17 protein-coding genes and 1 tRNA gene are annotated in these 13,720 nt (G+C 64.0%); 12 read left to right on the top strand and 6 right to left on the bottom strand.

The features are described from left to right. Nucleotides 1-28: 28 nt before the first annotated feature. Nucleotides 29-103 (bottom strand) — tRNA-Gly (locus ABIB99_RS29160). A gap of 275 nt (nucleotides 104-378) precedes the next feature. On the opposite strand from ABIB99_RS29160, the gene trxA reads away from it, so the two are divergent. Continuing rightward, a complete protein-coding gene (trxA, locus tag ABIB99_RS29155) occupies nucleotides 379-1,302 on the top strand; it encodes a thioredoxin (protein WP_063980302.1) in 924 nt (307 codons plus the stop codon). Between the two features lie 83 nt (nucleotides 1,303-1,385). Then, nucleotides 1,386-2,063: an LON peptidase substrate-binding domain-containing protein gene (locus tag ABIB99_RS29150; RefSeq protein WP_028150201.1), complete on the top strand. Its 678-nt coding sequence runs from the start codon at nucleotides 1,386-1,388 to the stop codon at nucleotides 2,061-2,063. Between the two features lie 168 nt (nucleotides 2,064-2,231). Here ABIB99_RS29150 and ABIB99_RS29145 read toward each other — a convergent pair whose 3' ends face one another. The 3 genes from ABIB99_RS29145 to ABIB99_RS29135 form a co-directional block, all read right to left on the bottom strand. Beyond that, nucleotides 2,232-2,825: a cytochrome b/b6 domain-containing protein gene (locus ABIB99_RS29145; RefSeq protein ID WP_085403061.1), complete on the bottom strand. Its 594-nt coding sequence runs from the start codon at nucleotides 2,823-2,825 to the stop codon at nucleotides 2,232-2,234. 44 nt (nucleotides 2,826-2,869) lie between these two features. Then, nucleotides 2,870-3,148 (bottom strand): PepSY domain-containing protein, encoded by a 279-nt coding sequence (locus ABIB99_RS29140; RefSeq protein WP_354178771.1) that lies wholly within the window; start codon nucleotides 3,146-3,148, stop codon nucleotides 2,870-2,872. A 220-nt stretch (nucleotides 3,149-3,368) separates the two neighbouring features. Next, entirely contained in the window at nucleotides 3,369-3,719 is a 351-nt protein-coding gene (locus tag ABIB99_RS29135; RefSeq protein WP_085403062.1) for a hypothetical protein, read from the bottom strand. Between the two features lie 107 nt (nucleotides 3,720-3,826). On the opposite strand from ABIB99_RS29135, the gene ABIB99_RS29130 reads away from it, so the two are divergent. Both ABIB99_RS29130 and ABIB99_RS29125 read left to right on the top strand, forming a co-directional pair. Then, a complete protein-coding gene (locus tag ABIB99_RS29130; protein WP_354113544.1) occupies nucleotides 3,827-4,357 on the top strand; it encodes a TetR/AcrR family transcriptional regulator in 531 nt (176 codons plus the stop codon). Nucleotides 4,358-4,479: 122 nt separating this feature from the next. Next, entirely contained in the window at nucleotides 4,480-4,677 is a 198-nt protein-coding gene (locus ABIB99_RS29125; RefSeq protein WP_011083431.1) for a Trm112 family protein, read from the top strand. 138 nt (nucleotides 4,678-4,815) lie between these two features. Here ABIB99_RS29125 and ABIB99_RS29120 read toward each other — a convergent pair whose 3' ends face one another. Beyond that, complete coding sequence (locus ABIB99_RS29120) at nucleotides 4,816-6,036, bottom strand: ubiquinone biosynthesis hydroxylase (RefSeq protein ID WP_063980298.1); 1,221 nt, start codon at nucleotides 6,034-6,036, stop codon at nucleotides 4,816-4,818. A 216-nt stretch (nucleotides 6,037-6,252) separates the two neighbouring features. Here ABIB99_RS29120 and tesB point away from each other — a divergent pair, with 216 nt between their 5' ends. Beyond that, nucleotides 6,253-7,116, top strand: a complete 864-nt coding sequence (gene tesB, locus ABIB99_RS29115; RefSeq protein WP_063985977.1) for an acyl-CoA thioesterase II — start codon at nucleotides 6,253-6,255, stop codon at nucleotides 7,114-7,116. A 37-nt stretch (nucleotides 7,117-7,153) separates the two neighbouring features. Here tesB and ABIB99_RS29110 read toward each other — a convergent pair whose 3' ends face one another. Beyond that, nucleotides 7,154-8,065 (bottom strand): DUF4339 domain-containing protein, encoded by a 912-nt coding sequence (locus ABIB99_RS29110; protein ID WP_063980297.1) that lies wholly within the window; start codon nucleotides 8,063-8,065, stop codon nucleotides 7,154-7,156. Nucleotides 8,066-8,304: 239 nt separating this feature from the next. Here ABIB99_RS29110 and ABIB99_RS29105 point away from each other — a divergent pair, with 239 nt between their 5' ends. The 7 genes from ABIB99_RS29105 (at nucleotide 8,305) to ABIB99_RS29075 (ending at nucleotide 13,650) form a co-directional block, all read left to right on the top strand. Next, nucleotides 8,305-8,643 carry a P-II family nitrogen regulator gene (locus ABIB99_RS29105; protein WP_008142802.1) on the top strand — a complete coding sequence of 113 codons (339 nt, stop codon included), beginning with the start codon at nucleotides 8,305-8,307 and terminating at the stop codon, nucleotides 8,641-8,643. A 133-nt stretch (nucleotides 8,644-8,776) separates the two neighbouring features. Further along, nucleotides 8,777-10,078: an ammonium transporter gene (locus tag ABIB99_RS29100; protein WP_135213951.1), complete on the top strand. Its 1,302-nt coding sequence runs from the start codon at nucleotides 8,777-8,779 to the stop codon at nucleotides 10,076-10,078. A 42-nt stretch (nucleotides 10,079-10,120) separates the two neighbouring features. Continuing rightward, on the top strand, nucleotides 10,121-10,435 hold the full coding sequence (locus ABIB99_RS29095; RefSeq protein WP_014490770.1) for an ArsR/SmtB family transcription factor: 315 nt from the start codon (nucleotides 10,121-10,123) through the stop codon (nucleotides 10,433-10,435). Then, a complete protein-coding gene (locus ABIB99_RS29090) occupies nucleotides 10,432-10,788 on the top strand; it encodes an SRPBCC family protein (RefSeq protein WP_063980295.1) in 357 nt (118 codons plus the stop codon). Before ABIB99_RS29095 ends, ABIB99_RS29090 begins: the two co-directional genes overlap by 4 nt. 42 nt (nucleotides 10,789-10,830) lie before the next feature. Further along, the gene (locus tag ABIB99_RS29085) at nucleotides 10,831-11,433 is read left to right on the top strand and encodes an ATP-dependent Clp protease proteolytic subunit (protein ID WP_038932646.1); all 603 of its coding nucleotides are present in this window, start codon (nucleotides 10,831-10,833) and stop codon (nucleotides 11,431-11,433) included. A 392-nt stretch (nucleotides 11,434-11,825) separates the two neighbouring features. Then, complete coding sequence (locus ABIB99_RS29080) at nucleotides 11,826-12,164, top strand: P-II family nitrogen regulator (protein WP_008142813.1); 339 nt, start codon at nucleotides 11,826-11,828, stop codon at nucleotides 12,162-12,164. 37 nt (nucleotides 12,165-12,201) lie between these two features. Continuing rightward, on the top strand, nucleotides 12,202-13,650 hold the full coding sequence (locus tag ABIB99_RS29075; protein ID WP_063980294.1) for an ammonium transporter: 1,449 nt from the start codon (nucleotides 12,202-12,204) through the stop codon (nucleotides 13,648-13,650). Nucleotides 13,651-13,720 lie beyond the last annotated feature (70 nt).

Here is a 13,720-nt window from a genome sequence, read left to right as displayed (position 1 = left end):
CGGTTTGGCTGGATGCTTTGGGAAAAATTGGAGCGGGCGAAGGGGCTCGAACCCTCGACCCCGACCTTGGCAAGGTCGTGCTCTACCACTGAGCTACACCCGCATCCTGTGTCGGTCGCATGACGCGCCGGCAACGGCTGTCGTATGCCAAAAGCGGGCGGCGAATGCAACAGCTACCGGCAGCATAGATTCGGTTTCGAAGGCCCTATATGGACCCCGAATGCGGCCAAATCGTCCGAAAACGCGCCGGAACCGGCGAATCGGCCCTGATGGATTGAAATTCGGCCCATTCGGCCCAATCTAGGAGCCGACAACGAAGCATATGATTTGGCGACGTGCTAAAGAGCCGCCATTCCAGACATCAGACGAGGGGATCCCGTGACGATCATCGACCAGGGTAACGGAGCGGCGGGCGCGGCCGCGGCCGATCTGATCAAGGACACCACCACCCAGACCTTCGTGAAGGACGTCATCGAGGAATCCAAGCGCCAGCCGGTGCTGATCGACTTCTGGGCGGAGTGGTGCGGCCCCTGCAAGCAGCTCACGCCCGTGCTGGAAAAGGCGGTCAAGGCGGCCAAGGGCAAGGTCAAGCTGGTCAAGATGAACATCGACCAGCATCCGGCGATCCCGGGCCAGATGGGCATCCAGTCGATCCCGGCTGTGATCGCCTTCGTCAACGGCCAGCCGGCCGACGGCTTCATGGGCGCCGTGCCGGAGAGCCAGGTCAATGCCTTCATCGAAAAGGTGACCAAAGGCGTGACGGCGCCGGGCGAGCCCAATATCGCCGAGATCCTGCAAGAGGCCGAGGCGGTGCTCGCCGAGGGGGATGCCGCCGCCGCGGCGCAGATCTATGCCGAGGTGCTGCAGCACGATTCGACCAACATCGCGGCCCTCGCCGGACTCGCGAAATGCTACGCCGTCTCGGGCGCGATGGAGCAGGCCAAGCAGACGCTGGCGATGGTGCCGGAATCCAAGCGCAACGACCCCGCCGTGAAGGCCGTGCAGACCGCGATCGATCTCGCCGAGCAGGCGGAGCAGCTGGGGCCGGTGGCCGAGCTGGAACAGAAAGTCGCCGCAAACCCGCTCGATCACCAGGCTCGCTTCGACCTTGCGACCGCGCTGAATGCGCAAGGCAACCGGGCGGCGGCCACCGAGCAGTTGCTGGCGATCATCAAGCGCGACCGCAAGTGGAACGACGACGGCGCTCGCAAGCAGCTCGTGCAATTCTTCGAGGCCTGGGGTGGCACGGATGATGCTACCGTCGAGGGACGAAAGCGCTTGTCGACGATCCTGTTTTCGTAAGGGTTATTGTTGGAGCATGATCTTGTCGGAAAGCCGCTTCACACTTTTCCGGATCATGCTCTAGCGAGTCTAGCGGGGTCCAGATGCCGATCAACATCGAATATCGCGGCCCCGCCGACCTGCCGGAGATCATTCCGGTATTTCCGCTGCCGGGCGCGCTTTTGCTGCCGCGCGGCCAGATGCCGCTCAACATCTTCGAGCCGCGCTACCTTTCGATGGTCGACGATTCCTTGCGCGACGGCCATCGCCTGATCGGCATGATCCAGCCCGACGTCGCGCACTCGCCGAAGAATTCCGACAGGCCGGCGCTGTTCCGCGTCGGCTGCGTCGGCCGCATCACCCAGCTCGCCGAATCCGGCGACGGCCGCTACCTCCTCGAGCTCACCGGCGTCTCGCGCTTCAAGGTGGTCAAGGAGCTCGAAGTGCTGACCGCCTACCGCCAGTGCAAGGTGGACTTCTTCACCTTCCTCGACGACTTCACCGCGCGCATGGGCGAGGACGAGGTCGATCGCGAGGCGCTGCTGACCGTGCTGGCGGATTTCCTGAAGGCCAACAATCTCAAGGTCGACTGGGAAGGCGTCGAGAGCGCGCCCAACGAAGCGCTCGTCAACGCGCTGGCGATGATGTCGCCCTATGGCCCCGCGGAAAAGCAGGCCATGCTGGAGGCGCCGGATTTGAAGACCCGCGCCGAAATCTTGATCGCGGTGACCGAGATGGATCTCGCCAAGAAGCGCACCAGCGGCGATCCGCCGTTGCAGTAAGGGGCGCGCTGCCGCGTCACGCTCCGTCATGCCCGGGCATAGCCGTCCGAAGGACGGCGTCGCTTCGCTCGCCGATGACCCGGGCATCCACGTCTGAGAGGCACAAAAGAACGTGGATGGCCGGGACAAGCCCGGCCATGACCAGGAGAGAGCGCCGCCTCAAAAACCCTATTGATGATGGCGGATGCGCTTGCGTCCGGTGAACATCGCGCGGATCAGGTTCTCGCGCTGGAGAAGCCCCATCAGCACGACGCCCAGCACGTGTACCACGGCCAGCACGATGACGGCGTCGGATGCTATCGCGTGGGTGTCCTCGACCCACCACAGGCCGAAGAAGGTGACGGTCACCGACATCGCCCCCGTGATGGCCGAGATGGCGATCGCCAGCAGCAGCGCTACCAGCATCAAGGTGCCGGCTGGATTGAGGCCGATATAGCGGCCGGTCATGCCGCGGCGTAGATTCCAGAGATAGTGTGGCGCGACCCGAAGCCGGACGCCGACCATGCGGAAGCGCGAATAGCGGCTTCCCCAAAAACCCCAGACCAGGCGGAAGGCGAGAAGCCCGAGCACCGTATAGCCGACGATGCGGTGAAGGGTATCGTAGACGGTGGGCGTGAACCACGCGGCCAAGATGCTGACCGCGAGGGCCCAGTGCCAGAGGCGTAGCGGGAGGTCCCAGACTGCGACCGTCCGCGAAGCCGTTCGATCCGCGGGGGTCCCGTCGGACGCCCCGCGCGTTTCTGGCACCGCTTCGTCGATCAAGCCGTGACTATCCTCAAGCCTTGCTCAAGACCTTGCTTGAAACCTTACTTGGCAACCGTCTTCTTCAGGCTAAGATCTTCGGGGCTGTAGAACAGCTCGTAGAGCTTGCCTTCCTTGACGCCGTAGACCTCATAGCACGAGCCTTCGATCTTGGAGCGCCGCACCTCGTAGCCGAGCGCCTTGGCCTTGGCTTCGGCTTCGCTGGCCGGCTTCCACGACGCCTTGTCGAGCTTGGTGCAGTCCTTGAACCCGTCGGCCATGGCCGCCGATCCCATGCCAATTCCGATCGTCAGTGCAATGGCAACTACACGAATGACCTTCACGAACGTCTCCTCCTCTGTCGTGGGCGCTGCGCGGAGCCGCGAAGCGGGACCGAAGGAAGCAAAGGAGATAATGAAGTCAATCCGGTTTGGACGGAGATGGCTTTAGAGTTATTCTAACGATCCGGAAAAGATCAGTTGGCTCCGTAGGCAGCTGGCATTTGAGCGGCCGCTGCGGCCTTACGCCTCACGGTTTGACGGCCGGCATTCTGTGCGCGGCACCTCAATAGCCGGCAACCGCCATCGCAACGACGGCACTGAGCGCCATCCAGCCGAAATGGCGGCCGCGCGTGGCCCACGCGTTGGCGACAGCCGAGAAACCGAACACACAGACCATGGTGACGACGATCCAGCGGCGCGCCAGCTCCGATTCCATCCAGGGCGCCGCGATCAGGAGCACACCACCACCGATCCAGGCGACGGTCGAGGCCTGCCAGACCAGGCGAATCAGGGTGCGGAGCCGTTCCGGCTCGATGCGGGCGCGGGCAAAGACCTTGGTCTCGCCGAGAACGCCATGGATGAGCGCCACGGCAATGGCCACGACGCCGGAGCACTGGAGCAAGAGATCACGCATCGGAACAGCTCCCTGAAGCTTCGTCCATACAGTTATGTATGGTGAGATAGGCGCTGGCTCGCCGCCTGTCAATACACTAGTGTATGGCCACTTTTCCGGAACCGGTCATGACCGAACAACTCTCCGCCGACGACTGGATCAAACAGGGCCTGAAGGCGCTGGCCAAGAACGGCTTCACGGCCCTGAAAGCCGATCCGCTCGCAAGGGCCATGGGCGTCTCGCGCGGCAGCTTCTATTGGCATTTCGCCGATCTCGGCGCGTTCCACGCCGATGTCCTGCAGCGCTGGCGCGAGATCGCGGCCGAACAGATCATCGCCGACGTCGAGGCCGCTGGCGACGAGCCGCTGAAGGCGCTGCTGCGGAGATCCTTTGGCGCCCGGCTCGACCTCGAGCGCGCCGTGCGCAGCTGGGCGGCGTTCGATGCGGCCGCGCAAGGCGCGGTCCGCGCGATCGACCGCCGCAGGATCGACTATATCGAGACGCTGCTTGCGATGCGGGGGCTTGAGCCGGCGAAGGCGCAGGCGCGCGCGCAGATCCTGTACTGGACATTCCTGGGCTTTGCCTTGTCGGGCACGCCGGTGCCGGCGGCACGGCTCCAGGGCCTGCTCGACGAGATCATGCGGATGGTCTCTGCCTAGATTCTTGTTTTGACGCGTTTTCTTTATGCGAACCGGTACCCACTTCGCTCGAAAACGCTCTGTTGGCGCAATGGGCGACCGCGATTTTCTGTGCTAGAGGCAAGCGATCTTCGGAGACCCCAATGAACGCTCCCACCGAACGCCCCGAAACCAGCGTCGATCCCAAATTGCTGGAGATCCTGGTCTGCCCGCTGACCAAGGGTCCGCTGGAGTTCGATTCCGCAAAGCAGGAGCTGATCTCGCGCAGCGCCAAGCTGGCCTACCCGATCCGCGACGGCATCCCGATCATGCTGCCGGAAGAGGCGCGCAAGATCGATTGATCAGGCGGCCCTCATGGTGAGGAGGCGCGATAGCGCCGTCTCGAACCATGAAAGCCCGGCTCTCTCACCTCGGCCTTCATCCTTCGAGACGCGCGCAAGCGCGCTCCTCAGGATGAGGAGTTAGAGCTTGCGCGATTGCTACAACGCCTCACCCTTCAGCAACCGCGGGATCTCACCGGTCAAACCGGCGGCCTGGCGGATGAAGAGGTTCTTCAGCGGCGGGGCGCGGTCGACGAGGCCGAGGCCGATGTCGCGCACCGTGCGCAGCAGCGTCGACTGGTTGGAGAACAGGAAGTTCAGCGAGTTGGTGGCAACGCCCATCGCCATGGTGTCGAAGCGGCGCCAGCGCTGATAACGTTCGAGCACGTCGACGCCGCCGAGATCCATGCCGAGCCGCGCGGCATCGACCACGACTTCGGCCAGTGCTGCGACATCCTTCAGCCCCATGTTGAGGCCCTGGCCCGCGATCGGATGGATGACATGCGCGGAATCGCCGACCAGCGCGAGACGCTCGGCGATGAAGGAGCGCGCCACGAAATAGGACAGCGGGAACGCACGCGGCTTGTCGAGCGCCTTGACCTCGCCGAGATGCAGGCCGAACCGGCGCTCGAGCTCGCCGTGGAACTCCTCGTCGCTCAACGCGATGATGCGCGCGGCCTCGCTGCGGCGCTCGGTCCACACCAGCGAGGATCGTTTTCCGGAGAGCGGCAGAATCGCGAAGGGACCCGCGGGCAGGAAGTGCTCCTCGGCGCGGCCGTCGTGATCGCGCTCATGGCCGACGGTGACGACGATGCCGGATTGATCGTACTCCCAGCCATGGGTGACGATACCGGCGCGCTCGCGCAGTTTCGACCGCGCGCCATCGGCGGCGACCAGCAGGCTTGCCGCAATCACGCTGCCGTCGCCAAGCGTCACGTCGACGCCTTCCGGGCGCGCGTCATAAGACGCGACCGTCGTGGCGCGGAGATCGATGCCCTCGGCTTCGGCCCGCACCACCAGCGCGTCGATCAAACGGCGGTTCTCGACCATATGCGCAAACGGTTCGCCCGGCGCGACATCGCCGGCAAAGTTCAGAAAAACCGGACGGGTGGCGTCTTCCAGCTTTGAATCGGTGACGACCATGTCGAGGATCGGCTGCGCCTCGCCCCTGACGGCGTCCCAGGCGCCGATGGCCTCGAACAGGCGGCGGCAGGCGGCCACGATCGCGGTCGCGCGCGGGTCGCGGCTCGGACGGGTCGCGAGCGCGGGGTCGGCGACGATGACGGGAATCTCGGGCCCGAGCCCCTGGCGCAGCGCCAGGGCCAGCGCGAGGCCGGCAAACGCGCCGCCACCAATGACAATGCTACCCTGTACCGGCATACCAAATTCCTGGCTCACACTTCGGCTTTTCCAGGCCTTGCTAGCAGACTTGAGGTGGGCGAAACAGTGCGGTGAAACAAGGGCGGAACTGCCTCATTCCGTCATTCCGGGGCGCGCAAAAGCGCGAACCCGGAATCCAGAGGTTATCGGCTCGGGATTCCGGGGTCATCGCTGTCGCGATGCCCGGGAATGACGAGATGCTTCGAAAGCACCATCATGTCCAAAGGCCTGATCGACCTGATCTCGATTCTCGACCTCGAACAGCTCGAGGTGAATCTGTTCCGCGGCAACAGCCCGAAGACGGGCTGGCAGCGGGTGTTCGGCGGCCAGGTGATCGGGCAGGCGATGGTTGCGGCCTGCCGCACGGTCGAGGGCCGGCTGCCGCATTCGCTGCATTGCTATTTCATCCTGCCGGGCGATCCGCAGATCCCGATCATCTACCAGGTCGAGCGCCTGCGCGACGGCAAGAGCTATTCGACCCGCCGCGTCACCGCGATCCAGCACGGCAACGCGATCTTCTCGATCATGGTGTCGTTCCACACCGACGAGGAGAGCGCGTTCGATCATCAGGACAAGATGCCCGACGTGCCGCCGCCGGAAAAGCTGACGGCGGAGGAGGTGGCGAAGCAGCCGATGTTCAAGGAGATGCCGGAGTTCATCCGCCGCTACTACGAGTCCGATCGTCCGATCGAGCTGCGCCCGGTCGAGCTCGGCCGTTATTTCGGCCAGAAGATCGAGGACGGCCGCATTCACGTCTGGATCAGGACCGCGGCAAAGCTGCCGGACGATCCGGCGCTGCACATGTGCGCGCTGGCCTATGCCTCGGATTTTTCGCTGCTCGACGCGATCATGGCGCGCTACGGCCGCACGCTGTTCGACAAGCGCATGATGCCCGCGAGCCTCGACCACGCGATGTGGTTTCATCGCCCGTTTCGCGCCGACGAATGGCTGCTCTACGCGCAGGATTCGCCGAACGCACGCGGCGGCCGCGGCTTGACCCGCGGCTCGATCTTCAAGCCCGACGGCACGCTGGTGGCCTCCGTCGCGCAGGAAGGTTCTGTGCGCGAGCGGAAGTCCTAGCGCCCAGGCGCGAGTTCGTCGCGCCTGGGATTTGCGATCAAGCTCCGAGCGACCCGCGCGGAGCGAGCTCGGTCTGCGACGCGAACCAGTTCATGATCCAGCGATACACCCACGGGATCGGGATGATGAGGCTGGACAGGATCGCGGCGACGATGCCGCGCCAGAGAATGCCGAGACCGCTGCCCTTGAACACGATCTCACGGCGCGTGCCTTCGATGCTGCGGCAGAACCAGCGCATCTGCGCCGCGGCGACCCAGGCCCAGCCGATGATCGTGATGATCGAGATCGCGAACAACAGATTCCAGCCGATATAGGCCCAAGCTGAGCCGGAGAAGCTGAGCCCGAGCGGCTGCTCGTTGGAGGCGAGGTTCGCGACCATCCATTTGATCAGCAGCCAGTAGAGCACGATCTGCGCGATGAACAGCAGATTGCTGAGCAGCGCACTGCCGATGACGCCGATCGCGATCGCCAGGACGATGAAGCCGAAGAACCAGGGCACCAGCGTCATCGCATTGCCGGTGAAGCTGAGATTGGGCCGGCCGGGCACCTTCACGCAGGACACGATCCATTTCGTGTACCAGACGAACACCCACGGCACCGGAATGATGAGGCACATGCCGATCAGCATCACGATGCTGCGCCAGGTGAACTCGAGGATGCCGAAATCGACCGACAGCGCTCCTCCGCTGCCACCGCCACCACCAGCGTAGCCGGCGCCAGCGTAACCACCGGAGCCCATCATCGGCGGACCGCCGGCCGGCATCATCGGGGGCGCACCGCCACCGCCGATCAGGCCGGGAATTTCGGCGGCCTTCTGCCAGCCGGCCATGCCCTCGGACCACACCAGCGTATCCGGGCGCACAACTCCCTGCGCGACCAGGTCGCGGAATTGCCCTTCCGGATAGGGTCCCTGTTGCTTGCCCTCGGATGCGTAGAACCAACTCGCCATGAAGCGTCCCCCTCAAACATACTTTTGTACCGGCCGGGACGCTTCGGTTCACCGCATCCATGCCAAAAACGCATTGTGAAGGATGAACGGATGCCCTGTACAGAGGCGGCGGTTCACATGGCCAAACGTTTTTCCGCTTCAGTCTGCAAGTTTTTTATGCCATTTGCCCGGAAAGATGCCAGATTGACGCTGCGCCGGGGACATACGGCGTGGCGCATCCCCGGGGAATAGGCCTGACCATGAAACTCGTCGTCGCGATCATCAAACCCTTCAAGCTCGATGAAGTCCGCCAGGCGCTGACCGCGATCGGCGTCCACGGCATGACCGTGACCGAGGTGAAAGGCTACGGCCGCCAGAAGGGTCATACCGAGATCTATCGCGGCGCGGAATATGTCGTGAACTTCCTGCCGAAGCTGCGGATCGAGATCGCGGTCGCCTCCGACGTCGCCGACAAGGCGGTCGCCGTGATCACCGCGACGGCGCGCACCGGCCAGATCGGCGACGGCAAGATCTTCGTCACGCCGATCGACCACGCGCTGCGCATCCGCACCGGCGAAACCGACAGCGACGCGCTTTAAGGCTTTTCGTTTTGACGCGTTTTCTTCACGCGAAACGGTATCCACTTCGCTCGAAAACGCTTTGATCCTTCTTCGATCGCACCGGGCAACGACGCCACAGCGTGCGACGCCAATTGATGCCGGGGGGAATGACATGGCGGGATTGTTGCGCCGCGCAGCTGCTATGGCTGCGCCGGCCGGATTTATGTCGATCATTGCCGCGCCTGCGCAGGCCGCGAATTCCGAGATCAACACCGCCGACACCGCCTGGATGATCGTCGCCACCGCGCTGGTGCTGATGATGACGATCCCCGGCTTGGCGCTGTTCTATTCCGGCATGGTGCGCAAGAAGAACGTGCTCGCCACCATGGCGCAGAGCCTCGCCGCGGTGACGATGATCTCGATCCTCTGGGTGGCGTTCGGCTATTCGCTGTGCTTCGTCGGCGACGGGCCGTGGATCGGAACGCTCGACCGCTGGTTCCTCGCGGGCATGACGATGGACAGCGTCAACCCGGCGGCGAAGACGATCCCGGAAGCGCTGTTCATGCTGTACCAGATGACCTTTGCCATCATCACGGTGGCGCTGGTCGCGGGCTCGGTCGCCGACCGGATGCGATTCTCCGCCTATCTGGTGTTCTCGGTCGCCTGGTTCATCTTCGTCTACATTCCGCTGGCGCATTGGGTGTGGGGCGGCGGCTTCCTCGCCAGCATGGGCGTGCTGGATTTCGCCGGCGGCCTCGTCGTGCATCTGTCGGCCGGCACCGCCGGCCTCGTCGCCGCCAAGGTGATGGGCCGCCGCCACGGCTACGGCACCGAAAATCTGTCGCCATTCGATCTGTCGCTCGCGGTGATGGGCACCGGCCTGTTGTGGGTCGGCTGGTTCGGCTTCAACGGCGGCTCGGCGGGCGCAGCCAATTCACGCGCGGTGCTGGCGATCATCGCGACGCATCTTGCGGCCTGCTCCGGCGCGCTGACCTGGGGCGCGATCGAATGGTCGACCCGCCGCAAGCCGTCGGTGCTCGGCATGATCTCCGGCGCGGTCGCCGGGCTCGGCACGATCACGCCGGCCTCGGGCTTCGTTGCGCCCTGGCATGGCATCGTCATCGGCATCGTCGCCGGCGCGGTCTGCTACTGGGCCTGCACCTGGCTCAAGCACCGCTTCAACTATGACGATTCCCTCGACGTGTTCGGCGTCCACGGCATCGGCGGCCTGACCGGCACGCTGCTGGCCGGTGTGTTCGCGACCAGCGCGATCGGCGGCACCGCCGGCCTGATCGAGGGCCATCCGCAGCAATTGCTGATCCAGCTCTACGGGGTCGCCGTCACCTTCGTCTGGGCGGCCGGCGTGAGTTTCGTCCTGCTCAAGCTCGTCTCCCTGTTCGTGCCCCTGCGCGTATCCCGTGAGCACGAGCTCGAGGGGCTGGATATTTCGCAGCACGGAGAAGCGCTTCAGTAATCGGGGCTTGCGCAACACATAAGTAAATGCTTATGTGTTGGCATGATCGAAGCCGACATCTTCAAGGCACTGGCCGACCCGACGCGCCGAAAAGTCTTTGAGAAGCTCGCTGGCGGAAGCCTGAATGCCAGCGCTTTGCGCGACGGTTTGGAGATCAGCCAGCCGGCGATGTCGCAGCATCTTTCGGTGCTGCGCGCGGCAGGCCTCGTGCGCGAACAGCGGCAGGGCCGCTTCGTGAATTACGAAGTCGACCCGGACGGAATCGTGGCCATCGGCACATGGCTTGCGCGCTACCGTGCCTACTGGCCGAAGCGCATGGAAGCACTCGCCGATCTCCTCAAGGACATGGATCAATGAGCGACGCAGCGAAACCTGATCCCTCCGACGCAAAACTGGTGCTCGAATATGAATTCGACGCGCCGCCAGCAAAGGTCTGGCGCGCCGTCACCATTCCGGCCTTGCGCGAGCGCTGGTTGCCGGATTGCGACCTTGCAGGCGCCGAGCCTGAATCAACGATCGCAGGCGAAGAGGTGCGCTACCGGCTTCGCGATTCAGAGCCGCCGTTTCGCGAGAGCCACGTCATCTTCCGGATCGAGCCGAACGAGGACGGCGGCACGCGCTTCCGCATCATCCAGCAAGCCTGCGAAGAGCGAACAAAGCTGCCGCAGCCGGCCAACAGCAATTGCTGCCTGATGCGCGCGGCGGCTTAAACACCAACAAGACTTCGTCACCTGCAAACATGGAGGTCGCCAATGCGCGACATGCTTCAGCTCGTCCCTATGGTTGTCGAGCAATCCGCCCGCGGCGAGCGATCCTTCGACATCTATTCGCGGCTCCTGCGCGAGCGCATCATCTTCCTCAACGGCGAGGTCAATGATGCGATGTCCGGACTGGTGTGCGCGCAATTGTTGTTCCTGGAGGCGGAGAATCCGAACAGGCCGATCAATCTCTACATCAACTCCTATGGCGGCGTGGTCACCTCTGGTCTCGCCATGTACGACACCATGCAGTTCATCAAGGCGCCGGTTCATACGCTGTGCATGGGCACCGCGCGCTCGATGGGCTCGTTCCTGCTGATGGCCGGCGAGCCAGGTCACCGCGCCGCGCTGCCCAATGCGAGCCTTCACGTGCATCAGCCGCTCGGCGGCTTCCAGGGCCAGGCGTCCGACATCCTGATCCATGCCAACGAAATGCAGGAGACCAAGCGGCGCATCACCCGGCTCTACGCGCAGCATTGCGGGCGCACCGAGGCGGAGGTGGAACGGACCCTGGACCGCGACCACTTCATGACCGCGCAGCAGGGGGTCGAGTGGGGATTGATCGACCGGGTCTTTGCGGAGCGCGAGGCCGCCTGACGATTCAGGCCGGTTGCGCGCATCCCGTGAGCACGCCGAGGGCCGGTTCGATATTTCGCAGGGCGGCGGGGCCCTTTGTCGGGCCCCTTCTGTAATAAAATACCTTCTTGCTGCCCGACACGTGAGCAGCAATTGTGTCGACAGCCTGTCGTGCCCGCTTTTTGATCAGGCGTGACCACGTTTTGAGCGCGACGTATTAGCGCACTGCACCGCAGCACGCGTCAAACGCGAAAACACCCGTTTTCATAGTCCGTTAGGCAACGCGCCCGATCTGGCACGGCATTTGATTCTAAGGGTGCTGGCTGTGCCCGCGTAGTGAACTTCTCCCTCGTGGCGAACCAGTCGAGAAACGCCCGGCCACGTCCGGACCGGGCCAAGCGGGGATAGGACCCATGAAAATTGTTATGGCGATTATCAAGCCATTCAAGCTGGAAGAAGTCCGTGACGCCCTGACCGCCATCGGCGTTCACGGTCTCACGGTGACGGAAGTCAAGGGATATGGCCGCCAGAAAGGCCATACGGAAATCTATCGCGGTGCCGAATACGCCGTGAGCTTCCTGCCCAAGATCAAGATCGAGGTCGCTGTCGCCTCCGACCAGGTCGACAAGACCATCGACGCCATCACGTCCGCCGCGAAAACCGGGCAGATCGGCGACGGCAAGATCTTCGTCATCAACCTCGACCATGCGGTTCGCATCCGCACCGGCGAGGCCGATGCCGCGGCCCTTTGATTTCGCGCTCAACCTTTACCAATCAGGAGTGAATAAAATGACGTTTAAGCGTCCCTATGGCGCGGGATTGGCGGCTCTCGCAGTCGGCATGTTCGCTGCGACCGCGGCCTATGCCGAGCCAACGGTCAACAAGGGAGACAACGCCTGGATGCTGACATCGACAGTGCTCGTGCTGTTGATGACGATCCCCGGCCTCGCGCTGTTCTACGGCGGTCTCGTCCGTTCCAAGAACATGCTCTCCGTGCTGATGCAGGTGTTCTACACCGTCTGCGTCGTCACCGTAATCTGGGCCGTGTACGGCTACAGTCTCACCTTCACCGGCGGTTCCGACTTCATCGGCGGCTTCTCCAAGGCCTTCATGATGGGCGTCACCACCGATTCGAAGGCCGCGACCTTCTCGGTCGACGCCAACATCTCGGAGCTCATCTATATGTGCTTCCAGATGACCTTCGCGGCGATCACGCCGGCCCTCATCGTCGGCGCCTTCGCCGAGCGCATGAAGTTCGCGGCAATCGCGCTCTTCATCCCGCTCTGGGTCACGCTGATCTACTTCCCGATCGCGCACATGGTCTGGTACTGGCCCGGCCCGGACATGATCCAGGACGCTGCCAAGGCACTCGCTGCTGCCACTGATGCGGCTGCGAAGACCGCGGCGCAGGCCAAGCTCGACGAGATCAACGCCGACGCCGGCTGGATCTTCAAGAAGGGCGCGATCGACTTCGCTGGCGGCACCGTGGTGCACATCAACGCCGGCATCGCAGGTCTCGTCGGCGCTCTGCTGATCGGCAAGCGCGTCGGCTACGGCAAGGAGCTGATGGCTCCGCACTCGCTGACCATGTCGATGATCGGCGCCTCGCTGCTCTGGGTCGGCTGGTTCGGCTTCAACGCCGGCTCCAACCTCGAAGCCAACGGCGGCGCAGCCCTCGCCATGACCAACTCCTTCGTCGCCACCGCGGCCGCCGCGCTGTCGTGGATGTTCGCGGAGTGGATCGTGAAGGGTCACCCGTCGGTGCTCGGCGTCATCTCCGGCGCTGTCGCGGGCCTCGTGGCCGTCACGCCTGCCGCCGGCTTCGCCGGCGTGATGGGTGCGATCGTCCTCGGCCTCGTGGTCGGCGTGGTCTGCCTGTTCTTCTGCACCGTCGTGAAGAACGCGCTCGGCTACGACGACAGCCTCGATGTGTTCGGCGTGCACTGCGTCGGCGGCATCGTCGGCGCCCTCGGCACCGGCATCCTCGTCAATCCGGCGCTGGGTGGTGCGGGCATCATCGACTACACCGCGATCCCGCCGAAGGTTGCCGATTACGACTTCGCGGCGCAGATGGTCTCCCAGCTCTGGGGCGTCTGCACCACGCTGGTGTGGTCGGGCATCGGTTCGGCGATCCTCTACAAGGTCGTCGATGTGATCGTTGGCCTCCGCGCCAATGTCGAGACCGAGCGTGAAGGCCTCGATATCACCGAGCACACCGAGCGCGCCTACAACATGTAACTCTCCTCCCGGGCGCGGCCTCCGCGGGGGCCGTGCCCACAACTACGGTTTGGGGCACATACCCGGCAAT

The sequence above is a fragment of the Bradyrhizobium sp. LA6.1 genome (assembly GCF_040547805.1).
In the GTDB taxonomy this organism is placed as follows: Bacteria; Pseudomonadota; Alphaproteobacteria; order Rhizobiales; family Xanthobacteraceae; genus Bradyrhizobium; species Bradyrhizobium barranii.
Note: the sequence above shows the minus strand (reverse complement) of the source record. Positions and strands in the feature narration are given on the sequence as shown.